Below are 19,225 nucleotides of genomic sequence, written 5' to 3' on the forward strand. Positions count from 1 at the left end.
GTTACCGTGGAGTACTTTCCGCGATCGGGGAGGGAAGGAGTCACATGTCCATCACCGATTCGGCAGGCCCGGATCTGACCCTGTCGGGCCGCCCGGCCAGTTCTTCACTGCGAGACGTGCGGAATCTGTCGCGCAAGATGGTCGGCCATTTCATCGAGACCGTCGCGCACTGCCGGACGCTCCCCGGTGAGGCGCTCAACGGCGACATCACCAACATCACCCGCCTGTGCCTGGAACTGGCCGTCAGCATGCTCGACGGCAGTGACATCCCGGAGAAGACCCTCCTGCTGCGCAACGCCGCGGCGGGCTGGGCGCGAGAAGGCATTCCGATCGACACCATCCACCACGCCGTGCACGAGGGATTCAAGCTCGGCTTCGACCTGATCGTGGCGAACGCGACCGCCGCGGACTTCGACAGTCTCAAGGAGATCAGCCGCCGCCTGCTGGAGATCCTGGACACCATCACCTCGACCGTCTCGCGGGCCTACGTGACCGAGTTGCGCGCCGTGGTCGGCGAGCACCACACGGCCGCGCACACCCTCGCTTCGGCCCTGCTCGGCGGGCACCCCACCTTCACCATGGCCCGCGAATGCGGAATCCAGATCGCCGACTCGTATTCCGTTGTCGCCCTGGCGATTCCGCCGCACCCGGAGGAGCGCAACCCGCATCTCGACGGTGCGGTGGTCGCGCGGCGGAAGCTGCGCCGAGTGCAATCCGAACTCGCCACCCGCTGCGGTGAATCGGTGTTGTCGCTGCTCAGCGTCGACGGCGGCACCATCCTGCTACCGTCCGCGTCGCCGGAGGACAAGTCGCTGGACGAACTGGTGGACAGTCTCGGCCGCGCCGCGCAGGTGCCGATCGTCGCGACGGTGATCGCCGCGACCCCGGTCGAAGTGCCGACGGCCGCCGACCGCGCGCACGAGCTGCTGGACATGGTGCAACGGCTGCGCTGGACCCGCGGACTGTTCCGCTTCGACGACCTCGCGCTCGAATATCAGCTCACCCGGCCCGGACCCGGACTGGAGACCCTGCGCACACTGCTCGACCCACTCGACGAGCACCCCGAACTACTCGAGACGCTCAAACGTCATATCGGTACGAATCTCAATCGCCAGCGCACGGCGCGATCGCTGCACATCCACACCAACACCGTGGACTACCGGCTCAAGCGCATCGGTCAGCTCACCGGTTTCGACCCCGCCCAGGCATCCGGGGTGTGGTACCTGCGTGCGGCGTTGGTCGCCCGCAGCTACCGGGACTCCGAGGACGAATCGCCGGTCGGTGCGTGGGCGGGGGCGGTCTCCTCATAGGTTCGGCGCACCACTTCATCGTCGCCGAGCAGGGTATGGACCGTCTCGGGGGTCCAGCGCCGGTCGGCGCCGGGCCGAGTGGCGAGGTAACCCGCGGTCGCGCGGGCGGACCAGCCGTGTGCCGCGCGCAGGCCCGCGGCCAGATACCGCAGGTAGGCGGCGGCGGGCGGATTGCCCCGAACGTCGCGACAACGCCACGGGGCGGTGAAGGTGAGCACCGGGTACCCGGCGTGCGTTCCCGCGCAGACCAACGTTTCGTAGCGTCCCGGGCCGAGAGTCATTGTTCCCTGCGCGATCGCATCGCTGAGATCCATGTCCGCCCCCGGGACGCGATACATCTCTTGCGCCACGATGTCGGAGAACTGGGCGGTGGTGAGCAAGTGGGCGTGCACGGCCATCTCGCCCGGGCAGTCGGGGTCGTAGAAAGCGCGGCCGCCGGTCCAGGTCAACGATTCGGTGGCGAAATACAGCACGCCCCGGAGCAGGAGGGGCGTCGAGCGGATCGGGTCGGCGTTGTCGCGGCAGCCGGGCAGGGTGAGTGTTCCGCCTGCGGGCTTGCCACCGCGAAGATAGGTCCGCAGCCTGGCCAGACTCATATTCGAGCCGTATGCGGCGTACCAGACCGGATCCGTGCGCACGGGCGGCTCGGACCGACTCACGTCCGGTCGCGCGCCGGGCGCTGTCGCGCCGTCGGTATGCCAGGCCGTCATGGCACCCATTCTCGACTGTTCGCGACGTGGCGCCCACCTGACATTTCCGGCCGAGGGACGCGGTCGGCCGCCTGCGCATCGTCATTCCCTTGCCCGTCGGCCGGGTGGGTGCCCGTGTGCGCGGACCGAGTGCTTCACCGGTTGCGCGCCACGCCGCCGCCCGCGGCGCACCGGGCCAGCGCTTCCGCGGGCCCGGACGGAGGAGCTTGCCGACGCCAGATGACGCGGAATTCCCGGGTGAGCACGACGGAGTCGGCCGTCGGTACCTCCACGAGGGCCGCGCTGTCCAGATCGGGCGCCGCGATCAACCGGCTCAGCACCGCGGGTGCGACTCCGGCCCGCGCCGACGCGACGATCGCCGCCGCCGAGCCCAGTTCGGCGGCCGGGCGGGCAGGCTGGCACTCCGCGCCCAGGATTTCCCATACCGTGTCGCGGGTGCCGGATCCGGGCTCGCGCCACAGCAGGGGAGTGGTCGCGAGTTCGCGCAATGTCACCGGCCGTCGGCGGTGTGCCCACCGGTGGCCGGGCGCGACCACGACAACCAGATCGTCGGCGCCGAGCACTCGGCTGCCGAGTCCGGGCGGCGGGTGCGGTCCCTCCACGAAACCGATGTCCGCCCTGGCGTTGCGGACCAGTTCCTCGACATGCCGGGTGTTGTCGACTTCGAGGGATACCGCCACCTCCGGATAGGACTCGCGGAAAGCGTCGAGCCACTGCGGAATGCGATGGTCGGCGATGGTCTTCGACGCGGCGATCCGCAGGTGTGGCACCTGAGCGGCGTGCAGCGCGGCCACACCCGCGCCGAAGGCCCGCGCCGCGTCGAGCACGGCTTGCGCGTGCTCCACGACCGAGCGCCCCGCGTCGGTGAGCGCCGACCCGGTGGGCCCGCGATCCAGCAGCCGTAGCCGTAGCCGTCGTTCCAGGGCGCTGATCCGCATGCTCGCGGCGGGCTGGCTGATGCCGTGCCTGCGCGCGGCCGCGCCGAGGCTGCCCGACTCCGCGACGGAGACCAGCAGGTCGAGCACCTCCAGATCAGGTGTTCCTGGCGGCAGCGTCATGGGCAGATTATGAGCCTGCTGCGATGGCGCGGCATTCCCCGCCCCATCAGCGCGGCTTATGAGGTGCTGTCGTCCCGACGGCTACCCGGACAGATCGTTTGCCGCGATCGTTGTCGAAATGACGCATCTTCGCCGGCACGGGCCCGGCCTTCTGGTGGCAGCGGTGCTCGCCACCGCCGCGACTTTCCTGGGCGCGGTGTGGCCCGTCCTCGGCGTGCCCGTGCTCGCCCTGGCCGGTGGCGCGATGTTCGGTGTTTTCGCACGCCGCACCGGGGACGAGCGATTCACTCCCGGGCTGGCCTCGGCGCAGCAACGATTGCTCGGCGCCGCCATCGTCCTGCTCGGTCTCGGGTTGCCCGTCGGCGCGGTGGTCGGCGTGGGCCGCGGCACGATAGTCGTACTGATCGGCACATTGCTCGTCGGCGCCCTGGCCGCGCTGGTCGTCGGCAGGCTGCTGGCCCTGGACCGGGATTCCGCCATCCTGGTGGCGGTGGGCACCACCATCTGCGGGGCCTCCGCCATCGCCGCCGCCACGGCGGTCATCAAGCCCGACCGCGAGCGGGCCGCCTACGCACTCGGCACCATCTTCGTCTTCAATGTCGTCGCGGTGCTGGTCTATCCGCCGCTTGGCCACCTGCTCGGCATGTCCGAGCAGGCATTCGGCTTGTGGGCGGGCACCGCCATCAACGACACGTCCTCGGTGCTCGCCGCCGGCGTGGCGTTCGGATCCGCCGCCGCGCATTTCGCCGTCATCGTCAAGCTGGTGCGCAGCCTGGCGATCATCCCGCTGTGCGTCGGATTGCACTTCGGAGCCCGGCGCGATTCCGGCGTCACGCCACTGTGGCGCACCATTCCGCTGTTCGTGGTGCTGTTCCTCGCCGCGTCGGCCCTCGCCGCCACCGGCGTGATCCGGCCCTCGTGGACGACCGCCCTGAGCCATGTGAGCGCCTGGCTGATCGCCGCCGTCCTGGCCGCCGTCGGCACCACCCTCACGCCGCAGCGCCTACGCACCGCAGGCCATCGCCCCCTGCTCTTCGGCGGCATCCTCTCCGTCATCCTCGGAATCTCCAGCCTCGCGCTGCAATTCGCCACCGGCTGGCGGTGAGCAACATACGAATTGTGGCGGCGGCTCGGCGGACACGGTTGCCGCCACCTACGCCCATACACGTAATCGCGAACCGTCCTGCGGTCGGATGTCGCCGCCGTCGCGCGGGCCTACCGTTGCCCTATGACGTGGAACGAGATGAGCCAGAGCAAATACGTGCGGCTGACCACCTTCAAGAAGGACGGGACGCCGGTCGGCACACCCGTGTGGGTGGCTCCGGATGGTGACCGGATCGTCGTGTGGACCAATCCCGAGACCTGGAAGGTCAAGCGGATCCGCCGCAATCCGGACGTCACGCTGCAGGTCTGCGACGGGCGCGGCCGACCGACGGCGGCGGAGGTCCTGCCGGGCAGCGCGCGCATTCTCGACGCGGACGGCACCCAGCGCGTGCGCGATGTGGTCGCGGACAAGTACGGGATCATCGGCAAGCTCGCCATTCGCGGGCACAAGCTGCTGCGCGGCGCGAACGCGTCCGTCGGGATCGCGATCGCTCCGAAGGCGACAGGCGATCCGGCCTAGGCGGATTCGGCGAGACCGGCCGAGCGCCAGATGTCCGCGAGATCGTCGAGCGGGATCGAGAGCGACTGTGCCAATGCCACCACGGTGCCGAAAGCAGGCGAGGGCAACCGTCCGGTCTCGATCTTGCGCAGCGTCTCCGGTGAGATCCCGGCGGCGTGGGCGACGTCGGTGAGTTCGCGGTTCGCGCGGGCCGCGCGCAGGGCAGCGCCCAAGCGGCGACCCGACTCGATCTGCGCGGGGGTCAACGGGAGGCGGACCATGCGCTCAGGCTACGGGCGGCAGTGCGAGGTCGCAAGACGGATTGGTATTAAAATACCGGCGCGGCTAGAGTGGTATTAAAATACCGGCGCACTGGAGGAATGATGGTCGAGTTGAAGAGCCCGGCGGAGATCGCGCGGATGCGAGTGGCGGGGCGCTTCGTCGCAGACGTGCTCGCCGAGTTGCGCGACCGGGCGCGGGTAGGGGTGAACCTGCTCGACCTGGAAGCCCACGTCCGAGAACGCATCCGCGCGCGCGGAGCCCAGTCCTGCTACTGGGACTACGCGCCCTCGTTCGGGCGAGGACCGTTTCGCAATACCGTCTGCCTGTCGGTGAACGACGCTGTGCTGCACGGACTTCCGTTCGACTATGCCTTGCGCGACGGCGACGTGCTGACCATGGACCTCGCGGTCGGCGTCGAAGGCTGGGTCGCGGACGCGGCGACCACGGTCGTGGTCGGCTCGGCCGCGGAGGAGGACGTGCGGCTGGTGCGGGCGACCGAGGAGGCGCTGGCCGCGGCGATCACGGTCGCGGTGCCGGGCAACCGCATCGGCGACATCTCCGCCGCCATCGCCGAGGTGGCACGGGCGTACAGCTATCCGGTCAACACCGAATTCGGCGGTCACGGCCTCGGCCGCACCATGCACGAGGAACCGCACGTGCCCAACGACGGCCGCCCGGGGCGCGGCTATCGGTTGCGCCCCGGGCTCACCATCGCGATCGAACCGTGGTTCGCGCGCACCACCGACCGCATCGTCACCGATCCGGATGGCTGGACCATCCGTTCGGCGGACGGCTCCCGCACCGCCCACTCCGAGCACACCATCGCGATCACGCCGGACGGGCCACAGGTGCTGACCGCGGCGTGAGGGGTCTAAGTCTCCGACAGCCAGGAAGACAGGTCGTCGGAGGCGCGTAACTCGTCGGCGATGAACGCGCGTTCCTCGGCGGACAGTTCCATCGCGCGCAACTCCGCCCGGAATCCATCGGCTCCGCCGGGGTCGCCGGTCGCGACGGCGAGTTCCGCGAGCGCCGCCAGTGCCCGCGCCACGTCGAGCCGGGGCGCTTCGCTGCGGAACCGGCCGAGACCGACCTCGAGCACGCGGAACGCGGCCTTGTCGTCGGTCTTGAAATCGCGCAGAATGCGGGCGTTGTCCAGCACTCTGGACAGCCCGTCCAGCTCCTTCGATCCGCCGTACTCCACCTTCGGGGGTTCGTCGCGCTGGATGTAGATCACCTGGTTGCCTCCCGGATCGATGACGGTGAACCGGGACTGCCCCGGCCGGAAGCGGGTGATCCGGGGCAGGCCCTTGGCCGGGATCTTGCCGTAGCGGCTGCGCAGCGCCGCGGAGAAGGCTCGATGCCTGCTCGCGACGTCGTCGACCATCACGAGGCAGCCTGCGCGTTCGGCGGGGATGTCGGCGTCCTTCGGCGCGGGCACGAAGTGCAGGGCGCAACCGTGGTCCTCCACCGCTCCGTAGACGTAGGGACGGGTCTGCTCATGAGTCACCGTGTAGCCCAGCGTCCGGTAGAAGTCGAGCGTGTCGGTCAGGTCGCCGGTCCAGAGTTGCGGTACCGCCGTGTCGGCCATGAAAACTCCCATTTACCTGCGGTAGTCAATTTTGACTAGGTGAGCGTAGCGACGGTTTTCGCCGGAAGTCAAACTTGACTACCATGCGATCTCGGACCGGAAGGAGTTCGCGATGTCGGTGGTGCGCCTGCTCGTGCTGGGGGTGATGCGCCTGCGTCAGCCCGTGCACGGCTACGCGGTGCGTCAGGAGCTGCTGTCCTGGCGGGCCGAAACCTGGACGAATGTCAAGCCCGGCTCGATCTATCACGCCCTCAAGCAGCTCACCCGCGAGGGCAAGTTGAGCGCGTTCGGCACCCAGACCAGCGACCAGGGCCCTGGGCGCACGCTGTTCGAGCTGACCGAGGCGGGAGAGGCCGAGTTCCGCGGGCTCATGGACGAGGCGCTGGTCAGCATCGATATGGAGGAACTGGGCGCTGCCATCGCCTTCATGGACGCGCTGCCCAGGGCGCACGTCATCGCGAAATTGCGGGAACAGCGCCGCCGCAGCGAGGAAGTGCGCGCCGACCTGCTCGCCATGATCCCGGACTTCCCCGGGCGGTACGAAGCGCCGCACGCGACCGACCTGCTGGAGCTGTGGAGTGGCGTGTTCGAGAACCTGTCGAAGTGGACCGACGGAGTACTGGCGCGTCTGGAAGCGGGGGAGTACCGACTGCCGGAGTGAATGTCCGGCACGAACCCGCGCCTTTCCCGCGTCGCTCACCGCACCGGGATGCGGGATACGCTGCCCGCATGACGAATTCGCTGGACGCCGTCGCCAAGGCCGACTACGTGCTGCTGACCACCTTCCGCAAGGACGGATCGCCCGTCGGCACCGCGGTGTGGGCGGTGTCCGAGAACGGCAAACTGTACGTTTGGACCGTGACCGACAGCTGGAAGGTCAAGCGCTTGCGCCGCAATCCGGCGGTCAGCGTGCAACCGTGCAGCGCGACCGGCAAGCCGCACGGCGCGGTGGTCGAAGGAACCGGACGGATCCTCGATGCCGAGGGCACGGAGCGGGTCCGCAAGCTGCTGCGGCGCAAGTACCGGCTCACCGGTCCCCTCGTCATCCTCGGCAGCAACCTGCGGCGCGGCAAGTCCGGAACCATCGGCATCGAGATCGACCTCGCGGCCTGACCCGCCGCGCTCAGGTCGCCTGGCTGACCGACGACATGTGGAAGTCCGGAATCCGCAAGGGCGGCATCGCGGTCCGGGTGAACCAGTCCTTCCATTCCCGGGGCAGCGTGAGCTCGGTGGCACCCGCCTCGCTCACCCGCCGGAGCACATCCAGCGGGCTCTCGTTGAACCGGAAGTTGTTCACCGCGGCGGTGACCTCGCCGTTCTCGACGAGATACACCCCGTCCCTGGTGAGACCGGTGAGCAGCAGCGTCGCCGGATCGACCTCACGGATGTACCACAGGGTGGTCAGCAGCAAGCCGCGCTCGGTGCGCGCGATCATGTCGTCGATCGTGGCGTCGGAACCGCCGGTGAGCAGCAGGTTGTCGCCGGGAACCGTGGCGGGTGCGTCGAACTCGGCGGCGGTGGCGCGCGGATAGATCAGCGCGGAGATCACGCCGTCGCGCAGCCAGTCGACGCGCTCCGCGGTCAGGCCGTTGTCGAACACCGACATCGATTCCGACGACGCGGTCGCCGCCACGAACGGCTGGTATTCCAGTCCGGGCGCGTGCGGATCGGAGTAGAGCGTGAGCGGGATATCGCTCAGTCGCTCGCCGACCCGGGTCCCGCCCGCTCGCGCGAACGCCGTGTGGCCTTCCTGCGCGCCCCTGCCCTCCATCGACCAGGCCAGGTAGATCATCAGGTCGGCCACGGTGGAGGGCGGCAGCAGCGTCTCGTAGCGGCCCGCGGGCAGCTCGACCTTGCGCTTGGCCCAGTCCAGGCGGCGGGAAAGGTCCGCGAGCAAGCCGGATACGTCGACGTCGGTGAAGTCCGCGGTACCCACCCCGACCCACGCGCTGGCCAGATCCGCGCCCTCGCCGCGTTTGCCGTTGATCTCCACCGAACCGGTGGGTTGCACGAAGCGGCGCCGGATGCCGGTCGAGGTGCCCAGCCAGGTGGTGTGCATCTGGTGATGGGCGAAGCCGTAGAGGCGGTCGGCGCTGTCGAATCCGGCGGACAGGCCCTCGGCCAGATCGGTGAACACCTCGATGCCGGTGCCGGTCGCCGGGGCGGCCAAGTCCTGGTCGACGGTGTCGGGCTCCAGCAGCGGCATCGCGTCGCGCGCGGGTTCGGCGCCGCGCGCGGCCTCCTCGCTGGCACGCACGACGGCCTCGATGTCGTCGGGGTCGACGCTGGACGAGGCGATGGTGCCGACGCGGGCCAGCGTGGGCCCCTCGCGGAACACCGAGATCACCGCCCATTTGCGCGACACCGACGACCCGTTGGTGGTCATGGAGTTGCCCGCCCAGCGCAGTGACGCCTCGTGCTCGTCACGGACGATCACCATGGCCTCGTCGGCGCGCGACAGCGCCAGCGCGCGCTCCACGGTCACGCCGGCGGGGAACAGATCGTCGCTCACTGGCCTGCCTCCGTCCGGGTGTTGAGAATGTTGACGCCGCGCACCAGGACCGACGGGCAGCCGTGGCTGACCGCGGCGACCTGGCCCGGCTGCGCTTTCCCGCAGTTGAACGCGCCACCGAGCTGCCAGGTCGACGGCCCGCCGACCGCTTCCATCGCGCCCCAGAAGTCGGTGGTGGTGGCCTGGTAGGCGACATCGCGCACCTGGCCGTCGAGCTTGCCGCCGCGGATGCGGAAGAACCGCTGGCCGGTGAACTGGAAGTTGTAGCGCTGCATGTCGATCGACCAGGACCGGTCGCCGACGATGTAGAGGCCGTCGTCCACCCGGGAGATGAGTTCCTCGGTGCTGGTGTCGCGGTCGGGATCCGGTTGCAGTGACACGTTGGCCATACGCTGGATCGGCACGTGATGCGCCGAATCCGCGTACGAGCAGCCGTTGGACCGCTCCAGGCCGAGGCGCGGCGCGAACACCCGGTCCAGTTGATAGCCGACCAGGATGCCGTCGCGGACCAGATCCCAGCGCTGCCCGGCGACGCCCTCGTCGTCGTAGCCGACCGTGGCCAGCCCGTGCGACTCGGTGCGGTCACCGGTCACGTGCATGATCGGCGTGCCGTAGCGCAGTGACCCGAGCTGGTCCGGAGTGGCGAACGAGGTTCCCGCGTAAGCGGACTCGTAGCCGATGGCGCGGTCGTACTCGGTGGCGTGGCCGATGGATTCGTGGATGGTCAGCCACAGGTTGGTCGGATCGATGACGAGGTCGGTCGGCCCGGCCTGCACGCTGGGCGCCTTCACCTTCTCGGCCAGCCACTCCGGAATCCGGGCCAGTTCGCCGTCCCAGTCCCACATGCCGTCGGCCCCGGTGACGTACTCCCATCCGCGGCCGACCGGTGCGGCGAGCGTGCGCATGGTCTCGAACACACCTGCCGACGCGTCCACGGTGATCGCTTCGAGGCTCGGGTGCAGCCGCACCCGTTGCTGGACGATCGAGGAGCCCGCGGTGTCGGCGTAGAAGGTCTGCTCCTTGACCTGCAACACGCTCGCGGTGACGTGATCCACTCCGTCGGCGTGCGACAGGCGCTCCGAATAGTCCTGCAGCAGCGCGACCTTCTCGCCGGTCGGGACGGCGAACGGGTCGACGTCGTAGGCCGACACCCAGCGCGCGTCGGCGTAACGCGGCTCGTCGGCCAGCTCGACGCGTTCGCGGTTGAGTGCCCGCAGCGTGGTCGCGACCGTGACGGCGGTGCGCGCCACTTCGGCGGCGGTACCGGGCGTGAGCGCGGCGTGCGACGCGAAACCCCATGTGCCGTCGACGATCACCCGCACGGCGAAGCCGAGTTCGGTGCTGTCGGTGACGGCCTCCACGCGCCCGTCGCGCAACCGGATCGATTGGGTCACCAGGCGGTGCACCCGCAGGTCGGCGTGCTCGGCGCCGGCCGCCGTGGCCGCGGCCAGTGCGGCGTCGGCGAGCGCGGCCAGTGGCAGGCCGAGGAACTCGGCGTCCACGTCTCTGGAAGTCGCGATGCTCACCCGCACCAACCTAGTCGGTCTCGCCGCGGGTGCGCGGTGATCACACGCCGTGCGACAGCGCATCGGGTGCCGATTCGCGCGCGATGCGTAGTGGCGCTGGGTGAACGGCGCGCGCGACACTCGGGCTTTACCGCGTGTTGCTCGCCGGATGCCGTACTGTGCCCGCGTGCCGCCATCCGCCCTCCGTGACCGTAAACGCGAACGTACCCGCCGAGCCATTCTGGAAGCCGCAGCCGAGCTGTTCGAGACGAGCGGCTACGAGGAGACCACGGTGGCCGACATCGCCGCGGCGGCGGACGTCGGCACACGCACGTTCTTCAACTATTTCGCGAGCAAGGAAGAGCTGCTCTTCCCGGAATCCGACGAGCGGGTGCGCGCCGCGGTGGCGGCCATCGCCAGCAGACGTCCGGGCGAACGGCCGGTGGAGGTCGTGCTGCGCGGGCTGCGCGCGGCGGGTGACACCCCCGGCGAGCACCTCGTCGACGACCTCCATGCCCGGATCGGGGCGCTGCGCGCCCAGGTGTCGCGGACGGTGCCCGCGGTGAGCGGCCGCGCCGCGCACGCCCAGCTGGTCACCCAACGCGAGATCGCCAGGCAGTTGCACAAGGCGTTCCCCGCCGAGCTCGACGAGGTCGGCGCCGCCGCGTTGGTCGGCGCGGTCGTCGGTGCGGTGTCGGGTGCGTTGACGGTGCTGTTCCAGCGACCGGTGGCGGGAGTCGAGGACGGCGAGCGCCTGCAGCGCGAGATCCACGAGACCACCTCGCGGGTGCTGCAACCGTGGCTGGCCACCCAGCACCCCCAACCGGTGGGCTGATCAGCCGAATTGCTGCCAGCCCAAGCGGATCACCATCCCGATCACCACCACCAGCAGCACGACGCGGACGAACTCGGCGCCCTTCCGCAGCGCCATGCGCGCGCCGACCACGGCGCCGAGGACATTCGCGACGGCCATCCCCGCGCCGAGTGCCAAGAGGATGTGCCCGGTCGCCCCGAAGAAGAGCAGAGCGCCGAGGTTGGAGCCGCAGTTGATCACCTTCGCCATCGCGGCGGCCCGCACGAACTCGGTCCCGAGCAGGGTCGCGAAGGTGATGATCAAGAACGTTCCGGTGCCGGGCCCGAGCAAGCCGTCATAGAAGCCGATCAACCCGGCCGCCAACGCCACCGTGAGGACGACCTTCCGCCTGGTGGGTGGATGCGTGGCCAGGGTGACGCCGATCGACGGACGCAGCGTGACCACCACCGCGACACCGACCAGCACCACCATGACGATCGGAATGAACAGTTCCCGGTCGATCAGCGAGACCGCGGCCGCGCCCAGTGCCGCCGCCCCCGCGGCGATCACCGCCGCGGGCAGCAGCACCCGCCAGCGCATCGGCACCTTGCGAGCGAAGGTCAGCACCGAGGCGCTGGTCCCCGCGACCGCGGCGAGCTTGTTGGTGCCCAGCGCGGTCTGCGGCGCGATCCATGGGGCCACCACGAACAACGTCGGCAGCACGATCAGCCCGCCGCCACCCACCACCGCGTCCACCCAGCCCGCCGCCGTCGCCGCGGTCAACAAAACCGCCCAGTCTCCGATCTCCACCCGGTCAGACAACCAGACCGCGGATCCGGACCCTGCCCGGTGCCGGGGACGGGCAGTCGTCGGCTGGCCGGGTCGCCCGCGTGCCGAGGCCACCTACTCTGATCCGGTGCGTCGTTTCAGTCTGTGGCTCCGGGGCAAGCCCGTCGTGGCCGACTCGGCGCTGGCGGCGATCTTCGTGCTGCTCGAGATCATCGGGGTGGGGAACGCGCACAACAAGCTGGCCTACCTGGCCATCGGGGTGCTGCTTCCGCTGCCGATCGCCCTGCGGCGGGTGTATCCCCGGGCCATGGCTGCGGCGACCTTGGCGTTGTCGCTGACCGAGTCGCTGGTCGGCTTCCTGGTCCAGGACGACGCGGACCACGTCGCGCAGCTGTCCCACGGCATCATGCTGTACACGCTGGTCGCATACGTCGGCAGGCGGGACGGACTGTGGTACGGGCTCGGCCTGGTGGTGGATCTCGTGCTCTCGATCGTCGCGATCGGCAAGCCGTCCGGGTCCGACAGCGTGTTCACCGCCATGTTCTACGCCTTGTGCTGGACGCTCGCGGAGTTCATCGGCGCGCGGCACGCCTACGACGCCGAGGTGGCGGCCCGGCTCGCGGTCGCCGACTACGACAAAGAGCGTCGCGCGCACGACGCCGTCGCGGCCGAACGCACCCGCATCGCGCGGGAACTGCACGACGTGGTCGCCCACGCGGTGAGTGTGATCATCGTGCAGGCCGACGGGGCGAAGTACGCGCTGCGCCGCGACCCGGACGCGGCCGAGCAAGCGCTCGCCACCATCGCGAGCACCGGCCGGGAGGCGCTGCGCGAACTGCGCAGAACCGTGGCCCTGCTGCGCACGGAGCACGCGCCCGACCAGTTGCCCCAGCACGGCACCGCGGGCATCGCCAAGGTCGTGGAGATGATGCGCGGCACCGGCCTGGCCGTCGAGCTGGAATTGACCGGCGAACTCGACGACATCGCGCCGGAGGTCAGTCTCGGCGTGCACCGCATCGTGCAGGAATCGCTGACCAACACGCTGCGGCATGCCGGTCCGCATCCGAAGGCGTGGGTGCGGGTGCGCCGCACCGATGCCGACGTGCTGATCGACGTCACGGACACCGGAGGTGCGTCGCCGACGGAACCGGGCGCGCGCATCCAGGGCAGCGGTCTCGGCTTGGTGGGGATGCGTGAACGCGTCGCCGTGCTCGGCGGCAGCCTGGACGCGGGCCGCCACGCGGACGGAGCCTGGCGGGTGCACGCCAGCATCCCGCTGCGTTCCGACCCGGCGGACTGAACGAGCCGCCAGCCGCTTGTTGCGTGAAAAGTAATGAGCAGCAGTGCAATTCGTCCCATGTCGACCGGTAGGCGAGACCGGCGCCGCAGCTGCCGCCCGGCGCGGCGAAGCGGCCACGTTACATTGGGGAACGTGCCGATCACCGTGCTCGTCGTCGATGACCAGGAACTTATGCGGATGGGATTGAAGATGGTGCTCGGCGCGCACCCGGACATCGAAGTGATCGGCGAGGCGGCCAACGGCGCGGCCGCGGTCACCACGGCGGCGGAACTGCGTCCCGACGTGGTGCTGATGGACGTGCGGATGCCCGTGGTGGACGGAGTAGTCGCCACGACCCGCATCGTGGAGGCCGGGCACGGCAGCCGGGTGCTCGTCATGACGACCTTCGATCTCGACGAGCACGCGCTCGGCGCGCTGCGGGCGGGGGCGAGCGGATTCCTGTTGAAGGACACCCCGCCGGAGGATCTCGTCTCGGCCATCCGCAGCGTCGCCGCCGGTGACGCCGTGGTGTCGCCGAAGGTCACCAAACGTCTGCTGGACCGGCTCATCGCGGAGAACCCGGCGCGCACCCGCGACCCGGGCGTGCTCGATGTGCTCACCGCCCGCGAACGTGAAGTGCTCGAGCAGATCGCGGCAGGCCGCTCCAACGCGGAGATCGCCGAGCAGTTGTACCTCTCGGAGGCCACGGTCAAGACACACGTGGGCCGGGTGCTGACCAAACTCGGTCTGCGCGATCGGGTTCAGGCAGTCGTGCTCGCCTACGAGACCGGGCTGGTGCGGCCGGGCGGATGACGGCGCGGGCTCTCAGCGACCTATCAGGCGAATCAGGGAGAAAAAACTGGGCGCGAGACGTTGACCGGGGTAGATCGTCCGAAAGGATCGCCATGCCCGCCTTGTTGTTCGTGCTGTACGTCGTCGTGGAAATCGCCGCGCTGGTCACGGTCGGTCAGCTGATCGGCGCGTTGCCGACCATTCTGCTGCTGATCGCCGGATCGGGAGCGGGCATGCTGCTGGTCGGTTCGCAGGGGCGGCGGGTGTTCGAGCAGTTCCGCCGGGCCGCGCGCGGGGAAGTGGCGCCAGGTACCGCCGTGGCGGACGGCGCCCTGGTCGCGGCGGGCGGTGTGCTGATGTTCGTACCCGGACTGGTCACCTCGCTGTTCGGTCTGCTCCTGCTGCTGCCGCCTACGCGGTTGCTGGCGCGTCCGGTGCTGGCGGCCTTCGCCGCACGGCGCTTCGGCAAGCTGGTCGCGACCGCGCCTTACCGTGGGGTGGTCGTCGACGGTGGTGACGTGGTGGACGGCGTCGTCGTAGGGCAGTGGTACGACGACGGTCAGGGCAACGCGCGCCGCGCGATCCCCTCGTCCTGAGTGAACTCGCCGCACCCGGTTCCGTGTCGCGCCGCGAAGGGCTATCGTGACGCGATGACCACCGAGCAACTCACCGTGACGGTGAGCGAAGAGCTGGCCGCCGCGGTGAAACGAGCGGCCGCCGCTGCGGGACAGTCGATTTCCGGATTCACGGCCGCGGCGCTGCGGTTGGAGCTGATCGCCGTGGAGGCGGGCTGCCTGCCCGCTGCGGCCGGGAGAACCGCCGGTACGCCGCCGGAATACGCGGAGGTGATGGCGGTGCTCGCGCAACCGGAGGATCGGGACCGCCACTCCGTGCTGAACGCCTGACCGAAACCGCCGAATCGGGCATGGGGCAGACTGGTGCCTCGTGAGTACCCAGTTGCTGATCGGCGGCCGTTTCTACAGTGCCAGTTCACCCGACGCCACGGCGATGGCGGTGAGCGACGGAACCGTCGTCTGGCTGGGCGCCGAGCAACCCGGACGGGCGCTGCATCCGGATGCCGAGATCGTCGACCTCCACGGCGCCTTCGTCGCGCCCGCGTTCGTCGATCCGCATGTGCACGTCACCGCGCTGGGCCTGAAGCTGACCGGGCTCGACCTGTCGGCCGCCCGGTCGCTCGAACACTGCCTGCGGCTGCTGCGGGAGTTCGCCGAGGCGCACCCCGACGGCGCGGTACTGGGTGACGGCTGGGACGAGACCACCTGGCCGGAGGGACGGCCGCCCACCGTCGAGGAGATCGACGCGGCGGCGGGTGCGGGCAGGCAGGTCTATCTCTCGCGCGTGGACGCGCACTCCGCGGTGGCGTCCTCGGCGTTGCTGAACGCGCTGCCCGGGCTGGCGGCGACCGACGGATTCACCCGAGGCGAGCCCGCGCGTGCCGCCGCCCACCACTTGGTACGCGCCGCCGCGCTCGCCGGATTGACTCGGGCACAACGGGATCGAGCGCGCGCCGCGGCACTGGACCATGCCGCCGCGCGCGGTGTCGTCGCGGTCCACGAATGCGCGGGGCCGGAGATCGCGGGCCGTGACGACGTCCGCGAACTGCTCGAATTCGAGCACGGCGTCCAGGTGCGGGCCTACTGGGGCGAGGCGGTGCGCAGCGCCGAGCAGGCTCGCGCCCTGATCGGCGAACTCGGCGTGCACGCACTCGGCGGCGACCTGTTCGTCGACGGCTCCTTCGGATCGCGCACCGCGTGGCTGCGCGCGCCCTACTCCGACGAATCCGGCTGCGGCCGCAGCTATCTCGATGTCGAGGCGATCGCGAATCACGTCCGCGCCTGCACCGTCGCCGGCATCCAGGCCGGATTCCACGTGATCGGCGACGCCGCCATGGATGCCGTGGTCGCCGGTGTCGAACGGGTGGTCGCCGAACTCGGCGGTCCCGCCGTCGCGGCGCTGGGGCATCGCGTCGAACACGCCGAGCTCGTCGATGCCGAGCACATCTCCCGCCTGGCCCGCTGGGGCGTGATCGCCAGTGTGCAGCCGGGATTCGACGCCGCGTGGGGCGGAACCGACGGCATGTACGCGGCGCGGCTCGGCGCGGAGCGCGCCGCGGCGCTGAACCCGTTCGCCGCCATGGCCTCCGCGGGCGTGGCCCTGGCGATCGGTTCCGACGCCCCGGTCACCGCGCTCGATCCGTGGGCGGCGGTGCGTGCCGCCGCCGGGCACCGCACGCCCGGCCACGCCCTGTCCCCGCGGGCCGCCTTCGCCGCGGCAACGCGCGGCGCGTGGCGCGCGGGCGGAGTTCGCGACGGGGTGGCGGGCACACTGGTCCCCGGGGCGCCCGCCTCCTATGCGATCTGGGATGCCGGCGAACTGGTCGTCAGCGCGGCCGCCGACTCGGTGCAGCGCTGGTCCACCGACCCGCGGTCGCGCGTACCTGGGTTGCCCGCGCTGGAGCCGGGCGCGCCGCTGCCCACGTGCCTGCGCACCGTGCACCGGGGAGTGACGATCTATGCGAAGTGAGCGTGCGATGGTGGAGTCCGGGACGGCTCCCGGCTGTCTCGTGCCCGGCGCTCGGGTGCACGGGGCGGCTCGTGAGCGGCTCGGCTCAGGCCGGGCGAACAACACCCCTTGCCGAGTGCACTCTGTTCGTCCACGGCGGTCCGATGTGGCACTGCGTGCCAGTACTCCATCTTCTCCGTTTGCCGGACGCTCTCCGGTGAACCGCGGCGCCACCGCGGATCGGTGCGTGAACCAGCCGCATAACCGAGCGTGGCGGCTCGCGATTTCGCACGCACCGGCTGGAACGCTCCGGTCTGTTCGACGGAGCGTGAGCGGAGAACCGATATCGCGTGCGCGGCGGCTGACGATTCAGTGGGGCCCGGCGATGAAAATATGGATGCCCGATGACTCGCGTATCCGCCGTTTTCCGGCCCTCCCCCCCGGTCGGTCGGCCGTGTGGTGTGAATACACCCCCGGGCGAGTCGATCGGTTGGGCGAGTCGCGTGCGCGCACTCGAAGCATGGCGGACTTGATATTCCGTGTGATAAACATCACGTCCATTGCTGGGTCGAGGTTTGTCGAGCGGCGTGGGATTGACTCGGACCGATGGACGGCTCGGTTGTCGACCGCCGACTGGCGAGGGCCCGCGCGATGGCGGACGGTGGCCGAGTGATGGTGCGAGAGCGAATTCTCGCGTCGGTGCGGCAGGCGTCCGCGGTGGCGCGCAATCATCCGGTGGCGACGCGGTCGGTGGCGGCGGTCGTCGCGGGCTTGTTGCTGTTCGGCAGCTTCCCGCCCAGGCCGTGGTGGTTTCTCGCCCCTTTGGGCGTGGCGGTGCTCACGCTCACCGTACGCGGCGAGGGCCGCCTGCGGGCGGGCTTCGGCTACGGATTTCTGACCGGGCTGGCGTTTTTCGTCCCGCTGCTGCCGTGGACCGGCATCTACGTCGGACCGCTGCCGTGGCTGGCGCTGTCCACCGCCTGCGCGGTCTACCTCGGCGTCTTCGGCGTGCTCGGGCGGTTGGTCGGCGCGTTGCCCGGCTGGCCGCTGTGGGTGGCACTGGCCTGGGCCGCGGCGGAGTGGGGCAGGTCCAGCTTCCCGTTCGGTGGTTTTCCCTGGGGCCGTTTGGCCTTCGGTCAGGCCGACGGCTGGTTCCTGTCACTGGCGGCGATCGGCGGCGCCCCGCTGGTCGGGTTCGCCGTCGCGCTCACCGGAACCGGGCTGGCCGCGTTGGGCTCCGTGTTGTGGTCGGTGTGTACCACGGATGACGGGCGCGAAACCATGGTCTCCGAGAACGGTGCGCCCGAGTCGACCGCCGTGAGCGGACCCGTCCCGGCGACCCGACTGGGATACGCCGCTGTGGCTTTCGCCGTCTTGATCATGCCGCTCAGTGGCCTGCTGCTCCGGTCGGCTCTGCCAGATCCGGAGGCGGGCGACCGAACGGTCACGGTCGCGGCGATCCAGGGCAGCGTGCCCCGCCTCGGACTGGACTTCAACGAACAGCGGCGGGCCGTGCTGGACAATCACGTCCGGCGCACCGAAGAACTGGCCGACGAGGTGGCGGCGGGCCGCGCGCCGCGCCCGGATGTGGTGATCTGGCCGGAGAACTCCTCCGACATCGATCCTTTGCGCAACGCCGACGCCGCCGCCCTGATCACCGCCGCCTCCGAGCGCATCGGCGCACCCATTCTGGTCGGCGCCGTGCTGATCAACCCGGACCGGACGACGACCAACTCGGTGATGGTGTGGAACGGCGCGGCGGGTCCGGGAGACCGGCACGACAAGAAGATCATCCAGCCTTTCGGCGAGTATCTGCCGATGCGGAGTTTCTTCCGGCATTTCTCCGAATACGCCGATCGGGCGGGGTATTTCGTACCGGGAAATGGTGACGGAGTTGTGCACGCGGCGGGTATAGACATCGGCGTGGCGACGTGCTACGAGGTCGCTTTCGATCGCTCGTTCGAGGACGCGATGCGCGCGGGCGCCCAACTGCTCACCGTGCCGACGAACAACGCGACCTTCGGCGACAGCGAGATGACCTATCAGCAGCTGGCCATGTCCCGCGTTCGCGCCGTCGAACACGGCAGAGCGCTGGTCGTCGCGGCCACGTCGGGTGTCAGCGCCATCATCGCCGCCGACGGCAGTGTGCGGCAGGAATCGGCGTTGTTCGCGCCCGCGGCTCTGGTCTCCGAGCTTCCGTTGCGCAACGACACCACTCTCGCAACACGAATCGGGCCCGCGCCGGAGCGAGTTTTCGTTATCCTGACGGCTGCCGCCGCGCTGGCCGCGGCCCTCCGGCGGCGATCTGTTACCCGCGTGGACGAGCGAACCGGTCGTCGAGCCGTCGACGACCGATAGATCCTGTCGAACCAGCTTTTACCGAACACTCGGTTTGTTCTCGCCCCTACCGCCCCGAAAACGAAGGTGCGTAGTAAAGTTGCGCGCCGTTCGCCAGACAACTGAAGCGATCTGCGGAGTAGC

General features: G+C 69.9%; 20 protein-coding genes. 13 read left to right on the forward strand and 7 right to left on the reverse strand.

The window, feature by feature from the left end:
• Positions 1-44 precede the first annotated feature (44 nt).
• Entirely contained in the window at positions 45-1,310 is a 1,266-nt protein-coding gene (locus ABZW96_RS23235) for a helix-turn-helix domain-containing protein (RefSeq protein ID WP_355077629.1), read from the forward strand.
• Here the strand turns inward: ABZW96_RS23235 and ABZW96_RS23240 are convergent.
• Both ABZW96_RS23240 and ABZW96_RS23245 read right to left on the reverse strand, forming a co-directional pair.
• A complete protein-coding gene (locus ABZW96_RS23240; RefSeq protein ID WP_355077631.1) occupies positions 1,250-2,020 on the reverse strand; it encodes a histone deacetylase in 771 nt (256 codons plus the stop codon). The genes ABZW96_RS23235 and ABZW96_RS23240 overlap by 61 nt on opposite strands.
• Before the next feature lie 134 nt (positions 2,021-2,154).
• Positions 2,155-3,078, reverse strand: coding sequence for a LysR substrate-binding domain-containing protein (locus ABZW96_RS23245; protein WP_355077632.1), 924 nt, complete (start codon positions 3,076-3,078; stop codon positions 2,155-2,157).
• A 118-nt stretch (positions 3,079-3,196) separates the two neighbouring features.
• Between ABZW96_RS23245 and ABZW96_RS23250 the strand changes: the two genes are divergently transcribed.
• Together ABZW96_RS23250 and ABZW96_RS23255 are read left to right on the forward strand one after the other, a co-directional pair.
• Positions 3,197-4,183 carry a putative sulfate exporter family transporter gene (locus tag ABZW96_RS23250; protein ID WP_355077634.1) on the forward strand — a complete coding sequence of 329 codons (987 nt, stop codon included), beginning with the start codon at positions 3,197-3,199 and terminating at the stop codon, positions 4,181-4,183.
• 123 nt (positions 4,184-4,306) lie between these two features.
• Entirely contained in the window at positions 4,307-4,702 is a 396-nt protein-coding gene (locus ABZW96_RS23255) for a PPOX class F420-dependent oxidoreductase (protein ID WP_355077636.1), read from the forward strand.
• Here ABZW96_RS23255 and ABZW96_RS23260 read toward each other — a convergent pair.
• Positions 4,699-4,962 (reverse strand): helix-turn-helix transcriptional regulator, encoded by a 264-nt coding sequence (locus ABZW96_RS23260; RefSeq protein ID WP_355077637.1) that lies wholly within the window; start codon positions 4,960-4,962, stop codon positions 4,699-4,701. The genes ABZW96_RS23255 and ABZW96_RS23260 overlap by 4 nt on opposite strands.
• Before the next feature lie 102 nt (positions 4,963-5,064).
• On the opposite strand from ABZW96_RS23260, the gene map reads away from it, so the two are divergent.
• Positions 5,065-5,829, forward strand: a complete 765-nt coding sequence (gene map / locus ABZW96_RS23265; RefSeq protein WP_355077692.1) for a type I methionyl aminopeptidase — start codon at positions 5,065-5,067, stop codon at positions 5,827-5,829.
• 5 nt (positions 5,830-5,834) lie between these two features.
• Here the strand turns inward: map and ABZW96_RS23270 are convergent, their stop codons facing one another.
• A complete protein-coding gene (locus ABZW96_RS23270) occupies positions 5,835-6,551 on the reverse strand; it encodes a glyoxalase (protein ID WP_355077639.1) in 717 nt (238 codons plus the stop codon).
• 112 nt (positions 6,552-6,663) lie between these two features.
• Here ABZW96_RS23270 and ABZW96_RS23275 point away from each other — a divergent pair, with 112 nt between their 5' ends.
• A complete protein-coding gene (locus tag ABZW96_RS23275) occupies positions 6,664-7,212 on the forward strand; it encodes a helix-turn-helix transcriptional regulator (RefSeq protein WP_355077641.1) in 549 nt (182 codons plus the stop codon).
• Between the two features lie 68 nt (positions 7,213-7,280).
• The gene (locus ABZW96_RS23280; protein WP_355077643.1) at positions 7,281-7,664 is read left to right on the forward strand and encodes a PPOX class F420-dependent oxidoreductase; all 384 of its coding nucleotides are present in this window, start codon (positions 7,281-7,283) and stop codon (positions 7,662-7,664) included.
• Positions 7,665-7,674: 10 nt separating this feature from the next.
• Here ABZW96_RS23280 and ABZW96_RS23285 read toward each other — a convergent pair whose 3' ends face one another.
• Entirely contained in the window at positions 7,675-8,991 is a 1,317-nt protein-coding gene (locus ABZW96_RS23285; protein ID WP_355077694.1) for a metallopeptidase TldD-related protein, read from the reverse strand.
• Between the two features lie 68 nt (positions 8,992-9,059).
• Positions 9,060-10,583 (reverse strand): TldD/PmbA family protein, encoded by a 1,524-nt coding sequence (locus ABZW96_RS23290; RefSeq protein ID WP_355077696.1) that lies wholly within the window; start codon positions 10,581-10,583, stop codon positions 9,060-9,062.
• 172 nt (positions 10,584-10,755) lie between these two features.
• Between ABZW96_RS23290 and ABZW96_RS23295 the strand changes: the two genes are divergently transcribed.
• On the forward strand, positions 10,756-11,403 hold the full coding sequence (locus ABZW96_RS23295) for a TetR family transcriptional regulator (RefSeq protein ID WP_355077645.1): 648 nt from the start codon (positions 10,756-10,758) through the stop codon (positions 11,401-11,403).
• Here the strand turns inward: ABZW96_RS23295 and ABZW96_RS23300 are convergent, their stop codons facing one another.
• Entirely contained in the window at positions 11,404-12,171 is a 768-nt protein-coding gene (locus ABZW96_RS23300; protein WP_355077647.1) for a TSUP family transporter, read from the reverse strand.
• Positions 12,172-12,277: 106 nt separating this feature from the next.
• On the opposite strand from ABZW96_RS23300, the gene ABZW96_RS23305 reads away from it, so the two are divergent.
• The 6 genes from ABZW96_RS23305 (at position 12,278) to lnt (ending at position 19,102) form a co-directional block, all read left to right on the forward strand.
• The gene (locus tag ABZW96_RS23305; protein WP_355077649.1) at positions 12,278-13,450 is read left to right on the forward strand and encodes a histidine kinase; all 1,173 of its coding nucleotides are present in this window, start codon (positions 12,278-12,280) and stop codon (positions 13,448-13,450) included.
• Positions 13,451-13,582: 132 nt separating this feature from the next.
• A complete protein-coding gene (locus ABZW96_RS23310) occupies positions 13,583-14,242 on the forward strand; it encodes a response regulator transcription factor (RefSeq protein WP_039798341.1) in 660 nt (219 codons plus the stop codon).
• Between the two features lie 92 nt (positions 14,243-14,334).
• A complete protein-coding gene (locus ABZW96_RS23315; protein WP_355077651.1) occupies positions 14,335-14,817 on the forward strand; it encodes an FxsA family protein in 483 nt (160 codons plus the stop codon).
• A 54-nt stretch (positions 14,818-14,871) separates the two neighbouring features.
• Entirely contained in the window at positions 14,872-15,126 is a 255-nt protein-coding gene (locus ABZW96_RS23320) for a hypothetical protein (RefSeq protein WP_355077653.1), read from the forward strand.
• Between the two features lie 40 nt (positions 15,127-15,166).
• Positions 15,167-16,765: an amidohydrolase family protein gene (locus ABZW96_RS23325; RefSeq protein WP_355077655.1), complete on the forward strand. Its 1,599-nt coding sequence runs from the start codon at positions 15,167-15,169 to the stop codon at positions 16,763-16,765.
• A 651-nt stretch (positions 16,766-17,416) separates the two neighbouring features.
• The gene (gene lnt / locus ABZW96_RS23330) at positions 17,417-19,102 is read left to right on the forward strand and encodes an apolipoprotein N-acyltransferase (RefSeq protein ID WP_355077698.1); all 1,686 of its coding nucleotides are present in this window, start codon (positions 17,417-17,419) and stop codon (positions 19,100-19,102) included.
• The last annotated feature ends 123 nt before the right edge of the window (positions 19,103-19,225 follow it).

This window comes from Nocardia sp. NPDC004168 (genome assembly GCF_040610355.1).
Taxonomy (GTDB): domain Bacteria; phylum Actinomycetota; class Actinomycetes; order Mycobacteriales; family Mycobacteriaceae; genus Nocardia; species Nocardia sichangensis.